Origin of the sequence: Pseudomonas sp. W22_MBD1_FP4, from assembly GCF_052113765.1 — a bacterium.
In the GTDB taxonomy this organism is placed as follows: Bacteria; Pseudomonadota; Gammaproteobacteria; order Pseudomonadales; family Pseudomonadaceae; genus Aquipseudomonas; species Aquipseudomonas sivasensis.
In genome coordinates, this window is record NZ_JBGQOI010000014.1 from 140,349 (window position 1) to 160,470 (window position 20,122).

General features: G+C 55.1%; 31 protein-coding genes. 1 reads left to right on the plus strand and 30 read right to left on the minus strand.

Translation table 11 applies throughout. From position 1 onward, the window contains the following. Positions 1–3: 3 nt before the first annotated feature. A complete protein-coding gene (locus ACEN2T_RS18955) occupies positions 4–1,398 on the minus strand; it encodes an MFS transporter (RefSeq protein WP_095186176.1) in 1,395 nt (464 codons plus the stop codon). Positions 1,399–1,576: 178 nt separating this feature from the next. Between ACEN2T_RS18955 and uvrA the strand changes: the two genes are divergently transcribed. Further along, entirely contained in the window at positions 1,577–4,411 is a 2,835-nt protein-coding gene (uvrA, locus tag ACEN2T_RS18960) for an excinuclease ABC subunit UvrA (protein ID WP_032884538.1), read from the plus strand. 63 nt (positions 4,412–4,474) lie between these two features. Here uvrA and bfr read toward each other — a convergent pair whose 3' ends face one another. The 29 genes from bfr to rplC all read right to left on the minus strand — a co-directional run bounded on the left by bfr (position 4,475) and on the right by rplC (position 20,087). Beyond that, positions 4,475–4,939 (minus strand): bacterioferritin, encoded by a 465-nt coding sequence (gene bfr, locus ACEN2T_RS18965; protein WP_032884537.1) that lies wholly within the window; start codon positions 4,937–4,939, stop codon positions 4,475–4,477. A 155-nt stretch (positions 4,940–5,094) separates the two neighbouring features. Further along, positions 5,095–6,543, minus strand: coding sequence for a catalase (locus tag ACEN2T_RS18970; RefSeq protein ID WP_442117313.1), 1,449 nt, complete (start codon positions 6,541–6,543; stop codon positions 5,095–5,097). 237 nt (positions 6,544–6,780) lie between these two features. Further along, entirely contained in the window at positions 6,781–7,167 is a 387-nt protein-coding gene (gene rplQ / locus ACEN2T_RS18975; protein WP_003176402.1) for a 50S ribosomal protein L17, read from the minus strand. 41 nt (positions 7,168–7,208) lie between these two features. Further along, complete coding sequence (locus tag ACEN2T_RS18980) at positions 7,209–8,210, minus strand: DNA-directed RNA polymerase subunit alpha (protein ID WP_003176403.1); 1,002 nt, start codon at positions 8,208–8,210, stop codon at positions 7,209–7,211. A 22-nt stretch (positions 8,211–8,232) separates the two neighbouring features. After that, the gene (gene rpsD, locus ACEN2T_RS18985; RefSeq protein WP_003176404.1) at positions 8,233–8,853 is read right to left on the minus strand and encodes a 30S ribosomal protein S4; all 621 of its coding nucleotides are present in this window, start codon (positions 8,851–8,853) and stop codon (positions 8,233–8,235) included. A gap of 18 nt (positions 8,854–8,871) precedes the next feature. After that, positions 8,872–9,261: a 30S ribosomal protein S11 gene (gene rpsK / locus ACEN2T_RS18990; protein WP_002555466.1), complete on the minus strand. Its 390-nt coding sequence runs from the start codon at positions 9,259–9,261 to the stop codon at positions 8,872–8,874. A 30-nt stretch (positions 9,262–9,291) separates the two neighbouring features. Continuing rightward, positions 9,292–9,648, minus strand: coding sequence for a 30S ribosomal protein S13 (gene rpsM, locus ACEN2T_RS18995; protein ID WP_003210063.1), 357 nt, complete (start codon positions 9,646–9,648; stop codon positions 9,292–9,294). Between the two features lie 129 nt (positions 9,649–9,777). Then, positions 9,778–9,894, minus strand: a complete 117-nt coding sequence (gene rpmJ, locus ACEN2T_RS19000; protein ID WP_002555468.1) for a 50S ribosomal protein L36 — start codon at positions 9,892–9,894, stop codon at positions 9,778–9,780. Positions 9,895–9,921: 27 nt separating this feature from the next. Beyond that, positions 9,922–11,250, minus strand: a complete 1,329-nt coding sequence (gene secY / locus ACEN2T_RS19005; RefSeq protein ID WP_017736663.1) for a preprotein translocase subunit SecY — start codon at positions 11,248–11,250, stop codon at positions 9,922–9,924. Further along, entirely contained in the window at positions 11,251–11,688 is a 438-nt protein-coding gene (gene rplO, locus ACEN2T_RS19010; protein WP_003176407.1) for a 50S ribosomal protein L15, read from the minus strand. A 3-nt stretch (positions 11,689–11,691) separates the two neighbouring features. Continuing rightward, the gene (gene rpmD, locus ACEN2T_RS19015; protein ID WP_003176408.1) at positions 11,692–11,868 is read right to left on the minus strand and encodes a 50S ribosomal protein L30; all 177 of its coding nucleotides are present in this window, start codon (positions 11,866–11,868) and stop codon (positions 11,692–11,694) included. Positions 11,869–11,870: 2 nt separating this feature from the next. Next, positions 11,871–12,371 carry a 30S ribosomal protein S5 gene (gene rpsE / locus ACEN2T_RS19020; RefSeq protein WP_003176409.1) on the minus strand — a complete coding sequence of 167 codons (501 nt, stop codon included), beginning with the start codon at positions 12,369–12,371 and terminating at the stop codon, positions 11,871–11,873. Positions 12,372–12,374: 3 nt separating this feature from the next. Further along, entirely contained in the window at positions 12,375–12,725 is a 351-nt protein-coding gene (gene rplR, locus ACEN2T_RS19025) for a 50S ribosomal protein L18 (RefSeq protein WP_003176410.1), read from the minus strand. 10 nt (positions 12,726–12,735) lie between these two features. Then, positions 12,736–13,269, minus strand: coding sequence for a 50S ribosomal protein L6 (gene rplF, locus ACEN2T_RS19030; protein WP_003176412.1), 534 nt, complete (start codon positions 13,267–13,269; stop codon positions 12,736–12,738). A 12-nt stretch (positions 13,270–13,281) separates the two neighbouring features. Continuing rightward, positions 13,282–13,674 (minus strand): 30S ribosomal protein S8, encoded by a 393-nt coding sequence (gene rpsH, locus ACEN2T_RS19035; RefSeq protein WP_010566853.1) that lies wholly within the window; start codon positions 13,672–13,674, stop codon positions 13,282–13,284. A 208-nt stretch (positions 13,675–13,882) separates the two neighbouring features. Next, positions 13,883–14,188: a 30S ribosomal protein S14 gene (gene rpsN, locus ACEN2T_RS19040; RefSeq protein ID WP_003176414.1), complete on the minus strand. Its 306-nt coding sequence runs from the start codon at positions 14,186–14,188 to the stop codon at positions 13,883–13,885. A 13-nt stretch (positions 14,189–14,201) separates the two neighbouring features. Beyond that, positions 14,202–14,741, minus strand: coding sequence for a 50S ribosomal protein L5 (gene rplE / locus ACEN2T_RS19045; RefSeq protein WP_003176415.1), 540 nt, complete (start codon positions 14,739–14,741; stop codon positions 14,202–14,204). A 20-nt stretch (positions 14,742–14,761) separates the two neighbouring features. Then, on the minus strand, positions 14,762–15,076 hold the full coding sequence (rplX, locus tag ACEN2T_RS19050) for a 50S ribosomal protein L24 (protein ID WP_003176416.1): 315 nt from the start codon (positions 15,074–15,076) through the stop codon (positions 14,762–14,764). An 11-nt stretch (positions 15,077–15,087) separates the two neighbouring features. Then, entirely contained in the window at positions 15,088–15,456 is a 369-nt protein-coding gene (gene rplN, locus ACEN2T_RS19055; protein WP_002555479.1) for a 50S ribosomal protein L14, read from the minus strand. A 23-nt stretch (positions 15,457–15,479) separates the two neighbouring features. Further along, entirely contained in the window at positions 15,480–15,746 is a 267-nt protein-coding gene (rpsQ, locus tag ACEN2T_RS19060; RefSeq protein ID WP_003176419.1) for a 30S ribosomal protein S17, read from the minus strand. A gap of 2 nt (positions 15,747–15,748) precedes the next feature. Then, complete coding sequence (gene rpmC, locus ACEN2T_RS19065; protein ID WP_002555481.1) at positions 15,749–15,940, minus strand: 50S ribosomal protein L29; 192 nt, start codon at positions 15,938–15,940, stop codon at positions 15,749–15,751. Next, positions 15,940–16,353, minus strand: coding sequence for a 50S ribosomal protein L16 (gene rplP, locus ACEN2T_RS19070; protein WP_003232424.1), 414 nt, complete (start codon positions 16,351–16,353; stop codon positions 15,940–15,942). Before rplP ends, rpmC begins: the two co-directional genes overlap by 1 nt. Positions 16,354–16,365: 12 nt before the next feature. Further along, positions 16,366–17,052, minus strand: coding sequence for a 30S ribosomal protein S3 (rpsC, locus tag ACEN2T_RS19075; RefSeq protein WP_003176422.1), 687 nt, complete (start codon positions 17,050–17,052; stop codon positions 16,366–16,368). A 13-nt stretch (positions 17,053–17,065) separates the two neighbouring features. Then, positions 17,066–17,398: a 50S ribosomal protein L22 gene (gene rplV, locus ACEN2T_RS19080; protein WP_003103908.1), complete on the minus strand. Its 333-nt coding sequence runs from the start codon at positions 17,396–17,398 to the stop codon at positions 17,066–17,068. Between the two features lie 11 nt (positions 17,399–17,409). Next, a complete protein-coding gene (rpsS, locus tag ACEN2T_RS19085; protein WP_003232420.1) occupies positions 17,410–17,685 on the minus strand; it encodes a 30S ribosomal protein S19 in 276 nt (91 codons plus the stop codon). A gap of 16 nt (positions 17,686–17,701) precedes the next feature. Continuing rightward, positions 17,702–18,526, minus strand: a complete 825-nt coding sequence (gene rplB / locus ACEN2T_RS19090; protein WP_442117314.1) for a 50S ribosomal protein L2 — start codon at positions 18,524–18,526, stop codon at positions 17,702–17,704. 14 nt (positions 18,527–18,540) lie between these two features. After that, positions 18,541–18,840 carry a 50S ribosomal protein L23 gene (gene rplW, locus ACEN2T_RS19095; protein ID WP_002555488.1) on the minus strand — a complete coding sequence of 100 codons (300 nt, stop codon included), beginning with the start codon at positions 18,838–18,840 and terminating at the stop codon, positions 18,541–18,543. Next, complete coding sequence (gene rplD, locus ACEN2T_RS19100; protein WP_017135963.1) at positions 18,837–19,439, minus strand: 50S ribosomal protein L4; 603 nt, start codon at positions 19,437–19,439, stop codon at positions 18,837–18,839. Before rplD ends, rplW begins: the two co-directional genes overlap by 4 nt. A 12-nt stretch (positions 19,440–19,451) precedes the next feature. After that, a complete protein-coding gene (gene rplC, locus ACEN2T_RS19105) occupies positions 19,452–20,087 on the minus strand; it encodes a 50S ribosomal protein L3 (protein ID WP_003194649.1) in 636 nt (211 codons plus the stop codon). Positions 20,088–20,122 lie beyond the last annotated feature (35 nt).

Sequence of the window (20,122 nt, forward strand, 5' to 3'; positions counted from 1 at the left end):
CTCCTAAGCTGGGCGCGCTGTCGGCACTGGATTGACCAGTTGCTCAAGCGTCGCGCGATCCAATAATTCGGTGTCCAATTTGATGTAAATGGCCGCCTCTTCAGCGACCACGACTGCATCTGTTACCCCTACGACTGCCTTCAGGCGCTCTACCAGACCGCTTTCACGGATCGCCTCAGGCGATAGCGGCAAACGCAGACTTGTGACGTAGGGAGGTTCGCGCATGGTAACAGCAAAGACCAGCCAAAGTGCAGCAAGCCCGGCGCATCCGAGGAACACAACCGACAAACCGCCATGCTGGAACATCCAGCCGCCCATGATGCCGCCCAACGCCGAGCCAAGGAACTGGCTGGTGGAATACACCCCCATGGCCGTGCCTTTGCCACCCGCCGGTGAAACTTTACTGATCAGCGAAGGCAATGAAGCCTCCAGCAGGTTGAACGCGGTAAAAAACACCACCGTCCCGATCACAAGCGCCCGAAGGCTGTCGCCGAACTGCCAGAAGAATAGTTCAGTGAGCATCAATGTCGCTACGGCGCCCAGGAGAACTCGTTTCATTTTGCGTTTCTTCTCGCCGTAGATGATGAACGGAATCATGGCGAAGAAAGAAATCAGCAGAGCAGTGAGGTAGACCCACCAGTGCTGCTCCTTGGGCAGCCCGGCTTTTTCCACCAGGGCCAGGGGCAAGGCGACGAAGCTGCACATCAGCATTGCGTGTAATACGAAGATACCTAAATCCAGGCGCAGCAGGTCTGGGTGCTTGAGCGTCGGCAACAACGCCTTGCGTGCGACACCCGACTCCCGGTGCTGCAACGTGCCGGTGGAGCGCGGCACCATAAAGGCCACGATCACAATCCCGAACAACGCCATGCCGCCGGTGGCCAGGAATAAGCCGTGCAGGCCAAAAGCACGAGTCAGCAAGGGGCCGACCACCATGGCCACCGCAAACGACAGGCCAATGGTCATGCCGATCATGGCCATGGCCTTGGTGCGGTGTTGTTCGCGGGTCAGGTCAGAGAGGAGCGCCATCACCGCAGCGGAAATCGCCCCAGCACCCTGCAGGATACGCCCGGCGATCACACCCCAGATGGAATCGGACTGCGCCGCGAGCACACTGCCGAGGGCGAAGACGATCAGCCCGAGGTAAATCACCGGACGACGGCCAATGCGGTCGGAAATGATCCCAAAAGGGATCTGAAAAATCGCCTGGGTCAGGCCGTAGGCGCCAATCGCCAGGCCGATCAGTGCGGGGGTCGCGCCTGCCAGATCCATTCCATAGGTCGCCAGTACCGGCAACACCATGAACATGCCAAGCATACGGAACGCGAACACCAGGGCCAGACCGCTTGCTGCTCGGGTCTCGCCGCTACTCATGCGTTCGCTGTGGGGATCGTGCATGGAAAAACCTCGTGTGAACCGGCGGCGATTCTACCAGTCCCATCGATTGAGAGGGTATATGCGGCGCTTTGCCGCGCAGCTTTCATGTAAGGCTGCACCCGGCACTTTGACAGTGTATATTCATCCAGTCTTTAGCCGTATACTCCGGCATTATTTACGCCCGCCGTGCGAGGCCATCTTGGACAAGATCCTGATTCGTGGGGCTAGAACCCACAACCTGAAGAACATCGACCTGACCCTGCCCCGGGACAAACTGATTGTCATCACCGGCTTGTCCGGCTCGGGCAAGTCGTCCCTGGCGTTCGACACGCTGTATGCCGAAGGTCAGCGCCGCTATGTGGAATCGCTGTCGGCCTATGCCCGGCAGTTCCTGTCGATGATGGAAAAGCCTGACGTCGACACCATCGAAGGTCTGTCGCCGGCGATTTCCATCGAACAGAAGTCGACATCCCACAACCCACGCTCCACCGTGGGCACCATCACCGAAATCTACGACTACCTGCGCCTTCTGTACGCGCGGGTAGGTATTCCCCGCTGCCCGGACCACGACATTCCGCTGGAAGCCCAGACCGTCAGCCAGATGGTCGACTTGGTACTGGCCCAGCCGGAAGGCGCCAAGCTGATGCTGCTGGCCCCGGTGATTCGCGAGCGTAAGGGCGAGCACCTTTCTGTTTTCGAAGAGCTGCGTGCCCAGGGTTTTGTACGCGCACGCATCAACGGCAAGCTGTATGAGCTGGATGAAGCGCCAAAGCTCGACAAGCAGAAGAAGCATTCGATCGATGTAGTGGTCGACCGTTTCAAAGTGCGCGCCGACCTGCAGCAGCGTCTTGCCGAGTCATTCGAAACCGCGCTGAAACTGGCGGACGGTATTGCCCTGGTGGCGCCGATGGATGACGAGCCGGGTGAAGAGATCATCTTCTCCGCACGCTTTGCCTGCCCGATCTGTGGCCACGCCATCAGCGAGCTGGAACCCAAGCTTTTTTCCTTCAACAACCCGGCCGGCGCTTGCCCGACCTGCGATGGTCTTGGGGTAAAGCAATTCTTCGACATCAAACGCCTGGTCAACGGCGAGCTGACGTTGGCGGAGGGGGCAATACGCGGCTGGGACAGGCGTAATGTCTACTACTTCCAGATGCTGGGTTCACTGGCGTCTCACTATAAATTCAGCCTTGAAGTGCCATTCAACCAACTGCCGGCAGATCAGCAGAAGGTCATCCTTAATGGCAGTGGCTCGCAGAACGTCGACTTTAAATACCTGAACGACCGTGGCGACATCGTCAAGCGCTCCCACCCGTTCGAAGGCATCGTGCCGAACTTGGAGCGGCGCTACCGCGAGACCGAATCGGCGAGCGTGCGCGAAGAGTTGGCGAAATTCCTCAGCACTCAACCTTGCCCGGATTGCCGTGGCACTCGCCTGCGTCGTGAGGCGCGGCATGTATGGGTGGGTGAGAAGACGCTGCCGGCAGTGACCAATCTGCCGATTGGCGATGCCTGTGAATACTTCGGTGTCCTCAAGCTGACAGGACGCCGTGGGGAGATTGCCGACAAAATCCTCAAGGAAATCCGTGAGCGGTTGCAGTTCCTGGTTAACGTGGGCCTGGATTATCTTTCGCTGGATCGCAGTGCCGATACTCTGTCGGGCGGTGAAGCGCAGCGTATTCGCCTGGCCAGCCAGATTGGTGCCGGGCTGGTAGGCGTTTTGTACATCCTTGATGAGCCGTCCATTGGTTTGCACCAACGAGATAACGACCGACTGCTGGGTACGCTGAAACACCTGCGGGATATCGGCAACACGGTAATCGTAGTCGAGCACGACGAAGACGCGATTCGCCTGGCGGATTATGTGGTCGATATTGGCCCAGGTGCCGGCGTACATGGTGGGCATATTGTTGCCGAGGGTACGCCGGCCGAAGTCATGGCTCACCCGGACTCGTTGACCGGCAAGTACTTGTCTGGCCGCGTGAAGATTGAAGTACCGGCTAAACGCACGCCGCGCAACAAGAAGATGGCGCTACACCTCAAAGGCGCACGCGGGAACAACCTGCGTAATGTCGATCTTGAAATTCCTCTGGGCTTGCTGACCTGCGTGACCGGTGTTTCCGGATCGGGCAAGTCGACACTGATCAACAACACCCTGTTCCCACTGAGCGCAACCGCCCTGAACGGTGCAACCACCCTGGAAGCGGCGGCACATGACAGCATCAAAGGCCTGGAGCATTTAGACAAGGTCGTCGACATCGACCAAAGCCCGATTGGCCGCACGCCGCGTTCTAACCCAGCGACCTACACTGGGCTGTTTACACCGATTCGCGAGCTGTTCGCCGGTGTTCCGGAGTCACGCTCGCGTGGATATGGTCCTGGCCGGTTCTCGTTCAACGTCAAGGGCGGGCGCTGTGAGGCGTGCCAAGGCGATGGTCTGATTAAGGTGGAGATGCACTTCCTGCCGGATATTTATGTGCCGTGCGACGTATGCAAGAGCAAGCGCTATAACCGCGAAACCTTAGAGATCAAGTACAAGGGCAAGAACATCCACGAAACCCTGGAGATGACCATCGAGGAAGCTCGCGTGTTCTTCGACGCGGTTCCAGCATTGGCGCGCAAGCTGCAAACGCTGATGGATGTAGGCCTGTCGTATATCAAGCTGGGACAGTCGGCGACCACGCTGTCCGGGGGTGAGGCGCAGCGGGTGAAGCTCTCTCGCGAGCTCTCCAAGCGCGATACGGGCAAGACTCTGTATATCCTCGATGAGCCGACCACGGGCCTTCACTTCGCAGATATCCAGCAACTGCTGGACGTGCTTCACCGATTGCGCGACCACGGCAACACTGTGGTCGTGATTGAGCACAACCTTGATGTGATCAAGACTGCTGACTGGTTGGTGGACCTGGGGCCGGAAGGCGGTTCCAAGGGTGGCCAGATCATCGCGGTAGGTACACCGGAGCAAGTCTCCGAAATGCCGCAGTCTCACACCGGTTACTACTTGAAGCCGCTGTTGGAGCGTGATCGGGCCTGATGTATGCCCCATAAAAAAGCCCCTGTCACTTTGCGGTGACAGGGGCTTTTTAGTAGCCGGAAATCAGAACTGTGATTGCAGATAATTCTCCAGCCCTACCAACTTGATCAGGCCCAACTGCTTTTCCAGCCAGTAGGTGTGATCTTCTTCGGTGTCGTTTAACTGCACACGCAGGATTTCCCGCGTGACGAAGTCGCTGTGCTGCTCGCAGAGCTCGATGCCCTTGCAGAGCGCAGCACGCACCTTGTACTCAAGGCGAAGATCGGCTGCGAGCATGTCAGGTACGCTGGTGCCCACGTCCAGATCATCGGGACGCATGCGCGGCGTGCCTTCGAGCATCAGGATACGACGCATCAGCGCGTCAGCGTGCTGTGCCTCTTCTTCCATCTCGTGGTTGATACGCTCATAGAGTTCGGTAAAACCCCAGTCTTCGTACATACGCGAGTGGATGAAATATTGGTCACGAGCTGCCAGTTCGCCCGTCAGCAACGTGTTGAGGTAATCGATTACGTCGGGGTGACCTTGCATCGCCCTACATCTCCCTGCTTGAAAGTCTGTAGTTTGAACCATGATGACTCGGAGGTCACGGGACTAACGGCATAAAAGTGAAGATTTCCGGAGAAAAGTAGCGGAAATAACGCAAAAACCGCCCAAATGAGGGCGGTTCTGCTTATCGTTTAGAGTCAGTTAAGCGATACACCCAATGCCTTTGCGATTGCTTCTCCATATGCAGGGTCCGCTTTGTAGAAGTGCGCCAATTGACGCTGAACCACATCATTGGAAACCCCAGCCATTGCACCCGCGATGTTATTGGTGAGCAGGGCTTTCTGATCATCGTTCATCAGGCGGAACAGCGCCCCGGCGTGGCTGTAGTAGTCAGTGTCTTCCCGATGATCGTAACGATCAGCGGCACCGCTCAGGGCCAAGGCTGGCTCGGCGTACTGCGGAGCTTGCTTAGGTGCATCGGCGTAGCTGTTTGGCTCGTAGTTAGGGGCGGCACCACCGTTGCTGCCGAAAGCCATCGACCCGTCACGCTGGTAGCTATTTACCGGGTTGCGCGGCGCATTTACCGGCAACTGCTGGTGATTGGTGCCAACACGGTAGCGGTGGGCATCAGCGTAGGCAAAAACCCGACCTTGCAGCATGCGGTCTGGGGACAGGCCAACACCTGGGACCATATTGCTCGGGCCGAATGCTGCCTGCTCAACTTCAGCAAAGTAGTTTTGCGGGTTGCGATTGAGCTCAAGCTCACCAACTTCGATCAACGGAAATTCCTTCTGCGACCAGGTTTTGGTCACGTCGAAAGGATTCTCGTAGTGAGCGTTAGCCTGGGCTTCAGTCATGATCTGGATGCAGACGCGCCATTTCGGGAAATCACCGCGCTCGATCGCACCGAAGAGATCACGCTGGGCGTAATCGGGGTCGGTACCGGCCAAGCGTGCAGCATCGGCTGGAGCCAGATTCTTGATCCCCTGCTTGGTTTTGTAGTGCCATTTCACCCAGTGACGCTCACCATTAGCATTGATCAGGCTGTAAGTGTGGCTGCCAAAGCCGTGCATGTGACGGTAGCCGTCTGGAATGCCACGGTCCGAAAACAAGATGGTCACTTGGTGCAGCGCCTCAGGGGAGTGCGACCAAAAGTCCCACATCATCTGTGCGCTTTTGAGATTGCTTTGCGGCAGACGCTTCTGAGTGTGAATGAAGTCAGGGAATTTCAGCGGGTCGCGAATGAAGAACACCGGAGTGTTGTTCCCCACGATGTCCCAGTTGCCTTCCTCAGTGTAGAACTTCAAGGCAAAACCACGTGGGTCGCGCTCAGTATCAGCAGAACCACGCTCACCGCCCACAGTTGAGAAGCGCAGGAAGGTCGGGGTCTGCTTACCCACAGATTCAAACAGCTTGGCGCTTGTGTACTGAGTGATGTCTTGGGTGACTGTAAACGTTCCGTAGGCACCCGACCCTTTGGCGTGTACGCGGCGCTCAGGAATGTTTTCACGGTTGAAGTGAGCGAGCTTCTCGATCAGATGGAAATCGTCGAGCAACAGCGGGCCACGCGGGCCAGCAGAACGGGAATTCTGGTTATCTGCAACGGGAGCACCGCTGGCGGTAGTAAGGATTTTATTCTGGCTCATGCTCAATTTTCCTCAGGTCGGACTTAGAACTGCCGGCTAATCGGCTTGGGAGGATTATTGATCAGCAACATGACACGTACAAATTCATTAAATTTCACGCATCAATAGAAAATTACTACCAACAACCTCAACCGCATAGTGCCAAGCCCCTACCCCGAAAACTTGTACAAATCGCGCTTTCGTTACGCGCACAAAAAACCGGGCACTAGGCCCGGTTCTTTGTTACAGCTTGTCGTCTTACTCGGCGCTTACAGCTTCGCCGGCAGTAGCACGATCAACCAACTCAACGTACGCCATAGGCGCGTTGTCACCAGCGCGGAAACCGCACTTGAGGATGCGCAGGTAGCCACCCTCACGGGTAGCGTAACGCTTGCCCAGGTCGTTGAAGAGCTTACCAACGATAGCTTTCGAACGAGTACGGTCGAAAGCCAGACGGCGGTTAGCCAGGCTGTCTGTCTTAGCCAAAGTAATCAGCGGCTCAGCAACGCGACGCAGTTCTTTAGCTTTCGGCAGTGTAGTTTTGATCAGCTCGTGCTCGAACAGCGACACCGCCATGTTTTGAAACATGGCCTTGCGGTGCGAGCTGGTACGGCTCAGGTGACGACCACTTTTACGATGACGCATGGTTCATTCCTTACCAAACTCACGTTCGGTGATTACGACGATCAGGCAGTCGCCTTGTCGTCCTTCTTAAGACTTGCAGGCGGCCAGTTGTCGAGGCGCATGCCGAGGGACAGACCGCGGGAGGCCAGAACGTCCTTGATTTCAGTCAAGGATTTCTTGCCCAGGTTCGGAGTCTTCAACAGTTCTACTTCGGTACGCTGAATCAGGTCGCCGATGTAGTAAATGTTTTCCGCCTTAAGGCAGTTAGCCGAACGTACAGTCAGTTCCAGATCGTCAACCGGGCGAAGCAGGATCGGATCGATCTCGTCTTCCTGCTCGATTACCACTGGTTCGCTGTCACCTTTGAGGTCGACGAACGCAGCCAACTGCTGTTGCAGAATGGTTGCAGCGCGGCGGATAGCCTCTTCAGGATCCAGAGTACCGTTGGTTTCCAGATCAATAACCAGCTTGTCCAGGTTAGTACGCTGTTCGACACGGGCGTTTTCCACCACGTATGCGATACGGCGAACCGGGCTGAACGAAGAGTCGAGCTGCAAGCGACCAATGCTGCGGCTTTCGTCTTCATCGCTCTGACGCGAGTCGGCCGGTTCATAACCACGACCACGAGCTACAGTGAGCTTCATGTTCAGGGCGCCGTTAGACGCCAGGTTAGCGATTACGTGATCGGGATTAACGATCTCGACATCATGATCCAGCTGAATATCGGCAGCGGTAACCACCCCCGAACCCTTCTTCGACAAGGTCAGCGTAACTTCGTCACGGCCGTGCAGCTTGATAGCCAGACCTTTAAGGTTCAACAGGATTTCAATTACGTCTTCCTGTACACCTTCGATGGCGCTGTACTCGTGGAGCACACCGTCAATCTCGGCCTCGACTACTGCACAGCCGGGCATTGAGGACAACAGGATGCGGCGCAGCGCGTTGCCCAGGGTGTGGCCAAAACCACGCTCGAGAGGCTCGAGTGTGATCTTGGCGCGGGTTGGACTGACAACCTGCACATCAATGTGGCGGGGTGTCAGGAACTCATTTACCGAAATCTGCATGGATGCACCTATTTTCTAGCCCTTACTTGGAGTAGAGCTCGACAATCAGGCTTTCGTTGATGTCGGCGGACAGATCACTGCGAGCAGGAACGTTCTTGAAAACGCCCGACTTCTTCTCAGTGTCTACTTCTACCCATTCTACGCGGCCACGTTGGGCACACAGATCGAGAGCTTGGACAATGCGAAGTTGGTTTTTTGCTTTCTCGCGAACTGCGACCACGTCACCAGCACGAACCTGATAAGACGGAACGTTTACGGTCTGACCGTTAACGCTGATCGACTTGTGCGATACCAGCTGACGGGATTCGGCACGAGTCGAACCAAAGCCCATACGGTATACAACGTTGTCCAGACGGCATTCGAGCAGTTGCAGCAGGTTTTCACCAGTTGCACCTTTCTTGCCAGCAGCTTCTTTGTAGTAGCCGCTGAACTGACGCTCGAGAACGCCGTAGATACGACGAACCTTCTGCTTTTCACGCAGTTGGGTGCCGTAATCGGACTGGCGACCGCGGCGTTGGCCGTGGATACCAGGTGCTGCTTCAATGTTGCACTTCGATTCGATCGCGCGCACGCCGCTCTTCAGGAAGAGATCGGTGCCTTCGCGACGAGCGAGTTTGCATTTTGGACCAATGTAACGAGCCATTCTTTACAATCTCCTGGATTACACGCGGCGCTTCTTCGGCGGACGGCACCCGTTGTGCGGGATTGGCGTCACGTCGGTGATGCTGGCGATCTTATAGCCACAGCCGTTCAAAGCACGGACAGCAGACTCACGACCTGGACCTGGACCTTTGACGTTAACGTCGAGGTTTTTCAGGCCATATTCCAGCGCAGCTTGACCAGCACGTTCAGCAGCTACTTGAGCAGCAAACGGGGTGGACTTGCGGGAACCGCGGAAACCCGAACCACCGGAGGTAGCCCAAGAAAGCGCGTTACCTTGACGGTCGGTGATGGTCACGATTGTGTTGTTAAAAGATGCATGGATGTGGGCGATGCCATCAACCACTGTCTTTTTAACTTTTTTACGAGGACGAGCAGCAGGTTTTGCCATGATTAATTTCCTGTCGATTCGCGTGGGCGATTACTTGCGGATCGGCTTACGCGGACCTTTACGGGTACGCGCGTTAGTCTTGGTACGCTGACCGCGTACTGGAAGACCACGACGATGACGCAGACCACGGTAGCAACCGAGGTCCATCAAACGCTTGATTTTCATGTTGATTTCGCGACGCAGGTCACCTTCAGTGGTGAACTTCGCCACTTCGCCACGCAACAGCTCAATCTGCTCGTCGCTCAGATCCTTGATCTTAGCGGCTGGGTTTACCCCAGTGTCTGCGCAAATTTTCTGCGCAGTAGTGCGACCAACACCATAGATGTAGGTCAGCGAGATAACAGTGTGCTTGTTATCTGGAATGTTAACGCCTGCAATACGGGCCATTCAGTGGGACTCCAATTGACAGCTACCTACGCCCCGGAAGCCAAGAAATAGGGCGCGAGATAATATCGCTGTAATAACAAATAATCAACCCGGCAGCGCACTAGCTGCCGGGCTTCAAGCGGATCACACTCAGCCTTGGCGCTGTTTGTGACGCGGTTCCGCGCTGCAAATTACTCGAACAACACCTTCGCGGCGAATAATCTTGCAGTTACGGCACAGCTTTTTCACCGATGCACGAACTTTCATCACCAACTCCTCGAACCTTATGGGTACTCAGCGCAACATGCCGCTGCCGTAACCCTTCAGGTTGGCTTTCTTCATCAGGGATTCGTACTGGTGCGAAACGAGGTGCGATTGTACTTGGGACATGAAGTCCATCACAACCACGACCACGATCAGCAACGAGGTCCCGCCAAGGTAGAACGGAACGTTTGCTGCAACCACAAGAAACTGGGGCAACAGGCAGACGGCCGTCATATATAGAGCACCGAACAGGGTCAAACGAGTCAGAACGCCATCAATGTAGCGCGCAGACTGCTCACCTGGACGGATACCCGGAATAAAGGCACCGGACTTCTTCAGGTTTTCCGCTACGTCTTTCGGATTGAACATCAACGCCGTATAGAAGAAGCAGAAGAAAATAATCCCTGCACTAAACAGCAGAATATTCAACGGCTGACCAGGAGCGATCGACTGAGAGAGGTCCTGCAGCCAGCCCATATTTTCAGACTGGCCAAACCAGGTACCCAACGAAGCCGGAAACAGCAAAATGCTGCTCGCGAAAATTGCCGGAATAACACCGGCCATATTCACTTTCAGCGGCAAGTGGCTAGTCTGCGCAGCAAAGACCTTACGGCCCTGCTGACGCTTGGCGTAGTGAACAGCAATACGACGCTGGCCACGCTCTATGAACACCACAAAACCGATAATCGCTACTGCCAGCAAACCGATAGCAACTAGGGCGAAGATATTGATATCACCCTGACGTGCAGACTCGAAAGACTGCCCAATCGCTCTCGGAAGACCGGCGACGATACCTGCGAAAATCAACATCGAGATACCGTTACCAACACCGCGCTCAGTAATCTGCTCACCCAGCCACATCATGAACATCGCACCAGCCACAAAAGTGGATACCGCGACGAAATGGAAGCCAAAGTCACCAGTGAACGCAACGCCCTGCCCAGCCAGGCCAACGGACATGCCGATAGCCTGAACCAGAGCGAGGGCAACAGTGCCGTAGCGGGTGTACTGGCTAATCTTGCGACGGCCAGCTTCACCTTCCTTCTTCAACTGCTCCAGCTGCGGGCTGACGGCAGTCATCAACTGCATGATGATCGATGCCGAGATATACGGCATGATCCCCAGTGCAAAGATGCTCATCCGTTCCAGCGCGCCGCCGGAAAACATATTGAACAAGCTAAGAATGGTCCCCTCATTCTGTCGAAACAGGTCTGCGAGTCGGTCCGGGTTGATACCTGGAACCGGGATGTGTGCGCCTATTCGGTAGACGATAATCGCCAGGAACAGAAAACGCAGACGAGCCCAAAGTTCAGACATACCGCCTTTGCCGAGCGCTGAGAGAGCACCTTGCTTAGCCATTTATTCCTCGAACTTGCCGCCAGCTGCTTCGATAGCCGAACGCGCACCTTTGGTGGCGCCGATTCCCTTGCCGATAGTGACAGCGCGAGTCACTTCACCGGACAGCATGATTTTCACACGCTGTACGTTGACGTTGATCACGTTGGCATCTTTCAGGGTCTGCACAGTAACGATGTCGCCTTCCACTTTAGCCAGCTCGGACAGACGCACTTCTGCGCGATCCATAGCTTTCAGGGATACGAAACCGAACTTAGGCAGGCGACGATGCAGCGGCTGTTGACCGCCTTCAAAGCCTGGAGCAATGGTGCCACCGGAGCGGGAGGTTTGACCTTTGTGACCACGGCCACCAGTCTTACCCAAACCGCTACCGATACCACGGCCCGGACGATGCTTTTCGCGACGGGAACCCGGCGCTGGACTCAGATCATTGAGTTTCATCGATTAACCCTCTACACGCAGCATGTAGTAAGCCTTATTGATCATCCCGCGATTCTCGGGAGTATCCTGGACTTCTACAGTGTGACCGATGCGACGCAGACCCAAACCTTTAACACACAGTTTGTGGTTAGGAATGCGGCCGGTCATGCTTTTGATCAGCGTTACTTTAACGGTAGCCATGATCAGAAGATCTCCTTGACAGTCAGACCACGCTTAGCAGCGATGGACTCAGGAGATTGCATGGCTTTCAAACCTTTAAAAGTGGCGTGAACCACGTTTACAGGGTTAGTCGAGCCGTAGCACTTGGCCAGAACGTTCTGAACACCAGCAACTTCGAGGACAGCACGCATAGCGCCGCCAGCGATGATACCGGTACCTTCAGAGGCAGGCTGCATGTACACCTTTGAAGCGCCATGGGCGGACTTCATTGCGTACTGCAGAGTGGTACCGTTCAAATCAACTTGGATCATGTTGCGACGAGCAGCTTCCATTGCCTTCTGGATCGCAGCAGGCACTTCACGTGACTTGCCACGGCCGAAGCCAACGCGCCCTTTACCATCACCTACCACGGTCAACGCAGTGAAAGTGAAGATACGGCCGCCTTTAACGGTTTTAGCTACGCGGTTAACTTGAACCAGCTTCTCAATGTAGCCTTCGTCGCGCTTTTGGTCGTTATTTGACATAACTTAGAACTCCAGCCCAGCTTCACGAGCAGCATCAGCCAGCGCTTTCACGCGGCCGTGGTACTTGAAGCCAGAGCGGTCGAAAGCCACTTGCGAGACGCCCGCGGCCTTAGCACGCGTAGCGACCAGCTGGCCAACCTTAGTGGCCGCGTCGATGTTGCCAGTGGCACCATCACGCAGTTCTTTATCCAAAGTCGAGGCGCTTGCCAGGACTTGGTTGCCGTCGGCCGAGATGACCTGGGCGTAGATGTGCTGCGACGAGCGGTACACGCAGAGACGCACGACTTCGAGTTCGTGCATTTTCAGGCGTGCTTTGCGAGCGCGACGCAGTCGAGTAACTTTTTTGTCGGTCATTTGCTATGCCCTACTTCTTCTTGGCTTCTTTACGACGGACGACTTCGTCCGCGTAGCGCACACCTTTGCCTTTGTAAGGCTCTGGTGGACGGAAGTCGCGGATCTCAGCGGCCACCTGACCTACCAGCTGCTTATCAATACCCTTGATCAGGATATCGGTTTGGCTAGGGGTCTCAGCGGTGATGCCTTCCGGCAGTTCGTAATCCACTGGGTGCGAGAAGCCAAGGGCAAGGTTCAAAACCGTGCCTTTTGCTTGCGCTTTGTAACCAACACCGACCAGCTGGAGCTTGCGCTCGAAGCCTTGGCTTACGCCTTGGACCATGTTGTTTACCAACGCACGCGTGGTACCGGCCATTGCGCGAGTTTGTTGATCGCCATTGCGAGCAGCGAAACGCAGCTCACCAGCTTCTTCAACGATCTCAACGGACGAATGGATGTTCAGTTCAAGAGTGCCCTTGGCACCCTTCACCGAAAGCTGTTGGCCTGCGAATTTGACTTCGACACCGGCTGGCAGCTTAACGGGGTTCTTAGCGACGCGAGACATGCTTATCCCCCCTTAGAACACAGTGCAAAGAACTTCGCCGCCGACACCGGCAGCGCGCGCAGCACGATCCGTCATCACACCTTTGTTGGTGGAGACGATAGACACGCCAAGACCGCCACGAACTTTCGGCAGATCTTCAGCGGACTTGTACTGACGCAGGCCTGGACGGCTAACGCGCTTCACTTCCTCGATGACCGAACGGCCCTCGAAGTACTTCAGCTCGATGGACAGCAGTGGCTTGGTTTCGCTGCTGATCTGATAACCCGCAATGTAGCCTTCGTCTTTCAGGACTTTGGCAACAGCTACCTTCAACTTGGAAGATGGCATGCTTACGACGGACTTTTCAGCCATCTGGGCATTACGGATACGAGTTAGCATGTCCGCTAACGGGTCCTGCATACTCATGGGCTAGACGCTCCTAATACAAAAAAATTAGCCTTGCGGCTACATATGTCGCCGAGAATCTCCGAGCGTAAAAAACACGGGCTCAGGCGAGCCGCGTATTTTAGACACACTCCGAAAATGAAACAAGCCCCAAAAGGGGCTTGTTCCAGATTCAAGGTCACCGGCGGTCAGTATCTTGCGATGCAGACCCCCTAGACGCTGAAAGTACTTACCAGCTAGCTTTAACCAGACCTGGTACGTCACCACGCATTGCCGCTTCACGCAGTTTGTTACGGCCGAGGCCGAACTTGCGGTAAACGCCGTGTGGACGACCGGTCAGGCGGCAGCGGTTACGCATGCGCGAAGCGCTTGCGTCACGTGGCTGCTTCTGCAAAGCAACTGTAGCTTCCCAACGCGCTTCTGGACTTGCGTTCAGATCAACGATGATTGCTTTCAGTGCTGCACGCTTCTTGGCGTACTTGGCAACCGTGAGCTGACGCTTCAGCTCGCGGTTTTTCATGCTCATCTTGGCCATGGTCCTACTCCAATCAGTTGCGGAACGGGAATTTGAAAGCACGCAACAGAGCGCGACCTTCATCATCGTTCTTGGCAGTGGTGGTCAGGGTGATGTCCAGACCGCGGAGAGCATCGATCTTGTCATAGTCGATTTCCGGGAAGATGATCTGCTCTTTCACGCCCATGCTGTAGTTACCACGACCATCGAAGGACTTGGCATTCAGGCCGCGGAAGTCGCGAACCCGAGGCAGGGAGATCGACAGCAGACGATCCAGGAATTCGTACATACGCTCACGGCGCAGAGTCACTTTGACGCCGATCGGCCAACCTTCACGGACTTTAAAGCCAGCGATGGATTTCCGAGCGTAAGTCACAACGACTTTTTGACCGGTGATCTTTTCCAGGTCAGCAACAGCGTGCTCGATGACTTTTTTGTCACCGACCGCTTCGCCCAAACCCATGTTCAGGGTGATTTTGGTAACGCGTGGAACTTCCATCACGTTCGAGAGCTTAAGTTCTTCCTTAAGCTTCGGTGCGATTTCTTTCCAGTAAATCTCTTTTAGTCGTGCCATGGTCTTCTACCTAGCAGTGTTCAAGCATCAACCGCTTTTTGGGTCGACTTGAAGACACGAATTTTCTTGCCATCTTCTACTTTAAAACCAACGCGGTCAGCCTTGTTGGTTTCGCCGTTGAAAATGGCGACGTTAGAAGCGTCCAGAGGAGCTTCTTTTTCGACGATACCGCCCTGCACGCCCGACATAGGGTTAGGCTTGGTATGGCGCTTAACCAGGTTCAGACCACCAATAACCAGACGGTTATTAGCGAGAACCTTAAGAACCTTACCGCGCTTACCTTTGTCTTTGCCGGCGATCACGATGATCTCGTCGTCACGACGAATCTTTTGCATGTCGGATCTCCTTACAGCACTTCTGGGGCGAGCGAGACGATCTTCATGAACTTCTCAGTACGAAGTTCACGCGTCACTGGCCCAAAGATACGGGTGCCGATCGGCTCTTGCTTGTTGTTCAGAAGAACAGCAGCGTTGCCATCAAAGCGGATAATAGAGCCGTCTGCACGGCGTACACCGTGACGAGTGCGGACTACAACAGCAGTCATCACTTGGCCTTTTTTCACCTTACCGCGAGGAATTGCTTCCTTCACGGTAACTTTGATGATGTCACCGATACCAGCGTAACGACGATGGGAGCCACCCAGCACCTTGATGCACATAACACGGCGAGCGCCGCTGTTATCGGCCACATCGAGCATGGATTGAGTCTGAATCATATAATTTCTCCGACCCCTAGTCCTTAGACTTCCACAGCGCGTTCGAGAACATCAACCAGCGCCCAAGACTTGGTCTTGGCCAGCGGACGAGTTTCACGAATAGTGACCTTGTCGCCGATGTGGCACTGATTGGTTTCGTCGTGCGCGTGCAGCTTAGTCGAACGCTTAACATATTTACCGTAGATCGGGTGCTTAACGCGACGCTCGATCAAAACGGTGATGGTTTTGTCCATCTTGTCGCTGACAACACGGCCAGTCAGCGTACGGACAGTCTTTTCGGCTTCAGCCATGATCACTTACCTGCCTGCTGGTTGAGCACAGTCTTCACGCGAGCAATGTCACGCTTAACTTGCGAGAGCAGATGAGACTGCCCCAACTGGCCAGTTGCTTTCTGCATACGCAGATTGAACTGGTCGCGCAGCAGGCCGAGCAGTTGCTCGTTCAGCTGCTGTGCGGATTTTTCACGAAGTTCATTCGCTTTCATCACATCACCGTCCGTTTAACAAAGGCGGTGGCGAGCGGCAGCTTTGCAGCAGCCAGGGCAAAAGCCTCACGCGCCAGCTCTTCAGTTACACCCTCGATTTCATACAGGACTTTGCCTGGCTGAATCTGGGCTACCCAGTATTCCACGTTACCCTTACCTTTACCCATCCGAACTTCGAGGGGCTTTTTGGAGATCGGCTTGTCCGGGAATACACGGATCCAGATCTTGCCGCCACGTTTAACGTGACGGGTCAGTGCACGACGCGCTGACTCGATCTGACGAGCGGTGAGACGACCACGAGCTACAGACTTCAGCGCGAACTCGCCGAAGCTGACTTTGCTACCGCGCTGAGCCAGACCACGGTTGTGGCCTGTCATCTGCTTGCGGAACTTCGTACGCTTTGGTTGCAACATTTGGCGTACCCCTTACTTAGCAGCTTTTTTACGAGGCGCTGGTGCTTGTGGTTTCAGTTCTTCTTGGCGACCACCAATTACTTCGCCTTTGAAGATCCAAACCTTTACACCGATCACACCATAAGTGGTGTGAGCTTCGTAGTTGGCATAGTCGATGTCGGCACGCAGGGTGTGCAGTGGCACACGACCTTCGCGATACCATTCAGTACGTGCGATTTCAGCACCGCCGAGACGACCGCTCACTTGGATTTTGATGCCTTTGGCACCAATGCGCATGGCGTTCTGTACGGCGCGCTTCATAGCGCGACGGAACATTACGCGACGCTCCAGCTGCTGAGCTACGCTCTGCGCAACCAGCATACCGTCGAGCTCCGGCTTACGGATCTCTTCGATATTGATGTGCACAGGCACACCCATTTGCTTGGTCAGGTCCTGACGCAGTTTCTCAACATCCTCACCTTTCTTCCCGATAACGATACCTGGACGAGCGGTGTGGATGGTGATACGTGCAGTTTGTGCCGGACGATGGATATCGATACGGCTTACGGACGCGCTTTTTAGTTTGTCTTGGAGATACTCACGCACCTTCAGATCAGCGAACAAATAGTCCGCATAAGTCCGACCGTCTGCGTACCAGACGGAGGTGTGCTCCTTGACGATTCCCAGGCGAATGCCAATGGGATGTACTTTCTGACCCATCTCTTCGACTCCGTTACTTGTCAGCAACCTTGACAGTGATATGGCAAGACCGCTTGACGATGCGATCAGCACGGCCTTTGGCACGTGGCATGATGCGCTTCAGCGAACGCCCTTCGTTGACGAAAACGGTGCTGACCTTCAGGTCATCAACGTCTGCGCCTTCGTTATGCTCGGCGTTGGCTACGGCCGACTCCAGCACTTTCTTCATGATCTCGGCGGCTTTCTTACTGCTGAAAGCCAACAGGTTGAGCGCTTCGCCCACCTTCTTCCCGCGGATCTGGTCGGCGACCAAGCGGGCTTTCTGGGCGGAGATTCGAGCGCCCGACAACTTAGCGGCTACTTCCATTTCCTAACCCCTTAACGCTTGGCTTTCTTGTCTGCCACGTGCCCACGATAAGTGCGGGTACCGGCAAACTCGCCTAGTTTGTGGCCGACCATGTCTTCGTTCACGAGAACTGGGACGTGCAAGCGACCGTTGTGTACAGCGATGGTCAGACCGACCATTTGTGGCAGGATCATCGAACGACGCGACCAGGTTTTCACCGGCTTGCGATCGTTCTTTTCCGCCGCCACTTCGATCTTCTTCAGTAGGTGAAGATCAATAAAAGGACCTTTTTTCAGAGAACGTGGCACTGTCGTATCCCTCTATTTACTTGCGACGACGGACGATCATTTTGTCGGTACGCTTATTACCACGAGTCTTCGCGCCCTTAGTCGGGAAGCCCCATGGCGATACCGGATGACGACCACCAGAGGTACGACCTTCACCACCACCGTGTGGGTGGTCAACCGGGTTCATGGCAACACCACGAACGGTTGGGCGAACGCCACGCCAGCGCTTGGCACCAGCTTTACCCAGCGAACGCAGGCTGTGCTCGGAGTTCGAGACTTCACCTAGGGTCGCGCGGCATTCAGCCAGAACTTTACGCATCTCACCAGAACGCAGACGCAGGGTCACGTAGACACCTTCACGAGCGATCAGCTGAGCCGAAGCACCAGCGGAACGAGCGATTTGCGCGCCTTTACCTGGCTTCAATTCGATGCCGTGTACGGTGCTACCAACTGGAATGTTACGCAGCTGCAGAGCATTGCCCGGCTTGATCGGCGCCAAGGCACCTGCGATCAGCTGGTCGCCAGCCCTCACACCTTTAGGTGCGATGATGTAGCGACGCTCGCCATCTGCGTACAGCAGCAGAGCGATGTGAGCAGTACGGTTTGGATCGTATTCGATACGCTCAACAGTGGCAGTGATGCCATCTTTGTCGTTGCGACGGAAGTCGACCAAACGATAATGCTGCTTATGGCCACCACCGATGTGACGAGTGGTAATACGACCATTGTTGTTACGACCACCAGTCTTCGATTTTTTCTCGAGCAGCGGTGCGTGAGGAGCGCCTTTATGCAGCTCCTGGTTGACCACCTTGACCACAAAACGGCGGCCAGGGGAAGTCGGTTTGCATTTAACGATTGCCATGATGCACCCCTTCCTTACTCAGCACTGCTGCTGAAATCGAGATCTTGGCCTGGCTGAAGGGAGATAACTGCCTTCTTCCAGTCATTACGCTTGCCCAGACCGCGAGCAGTGCGCTTGCTCTTACCCAGAACATTCAGGGTAGTAACACGCTCTACTTTCACGCTGAACAGGCTTTCGACGGCCTTCTTGATTTCCAGCTTGGTTGCGTCAGTTGCAACCTTGAAAACGAACTGGCCTTTCTTGTCAGCCAGAACCGTAGCCTTTTCGGAAACGTGCGGGCCAAGCAGAACTTTAAATACGCGTTCCTGGTTCATCCCAGCAGCTCCTCGAATTTCTTCACGGCCGACACGGTGATCAACACCTTGTCGTATGCGATCAGACTAACTGGATCGGAACCTTGCACGTCACGTACATCAACGTGTGGCAGGTTGCGAGCAGCCAGGTACAGGTTCTGATCAACAGCTTCAGACACGATCAAAACATCGGTCAGGCTCATGTTGTTCAGTTTGCCCAGCAGATCTTTGGTTTTTGGACTTTCAACAGCGAAGTCCTGAACCACGACCAGACGATCAGTACGCACGAGTTCAGCAAGGATGGAGCGCAGAGCTGCGCGGTACATCTTCTTGTTGAGCTTCTGAGTGTGATCCTGTGGACGAGCTGCGAAAGTGGTACCGCCGCCACGCCAGATTGGGCTACGGATAGTACCGGCACGAGCACGGCCAGTGCCTTTCTGACGCCATGGGCGCTTACCGCCACCACGAACGTCGGAACGGGTCTTTTGCTGCTTGCTACCTTGACGGCCGCCGGCCATGTAGGCCACGACTGCTTGGTGAACGAGCGTCTCGTTGAATTCGCCGCCAAATGTCAGTTCGGAAACTTCGATCGCTTGAGCGTCATTTACATTTAATTGCATGTCAGCTTCCCCTTAACCGCGAGCCTTGGCCGCTGGACGTACAACCAGGTTGCCGCCAGTAGCGCCAGGAACAGCACCCTTGACCAACAACAGATTGCGTTCAGCGTCGACGCGCACTACTTCGAGGGACTGCACGGTCACGCGCTCAGCGCCCATATGACCGGACATTTTTTTGCCCTTGAATACACGACCAGGAGTCTGGCACTGGCCAATAGAGCCCGGGACGCGGTGGGAGACGGAGTTACCGTGAGTGTTATCTTGACCACGGAAATTCCAACGCTTGATCGTACCCTGGAAGCCTTTACCTTTGGACTGACCGGTTACATCAACCAGTTGACCAGCGGCAAAGATTTCAGCGTTGATCAGATCGCCAGCCTGGTAGTCGCCATCTTCAAGACGGAACTCCATAACAGTGCGACCAGCTGCAACGTTTGCTTTAGCGAAGTGACCTGCTTGAGCAGCAGTCACGCGCGAAGCACGACGCTCGCCGACAGTGACTTGCACTGCACGATAGCCATCGGTCTCTTCAGTTTTGAACTGGGTGACGCGATTCGGTTCGATCTCAATGACCGTAACCGGAATGGAGACACCTTCTTCGGTGAAAATACGGGTCATACCGCATTTACGACCGACTACACCAATAGTCATGTTGTAAACCTCATGAGTGTACGGGGCTTTCACCC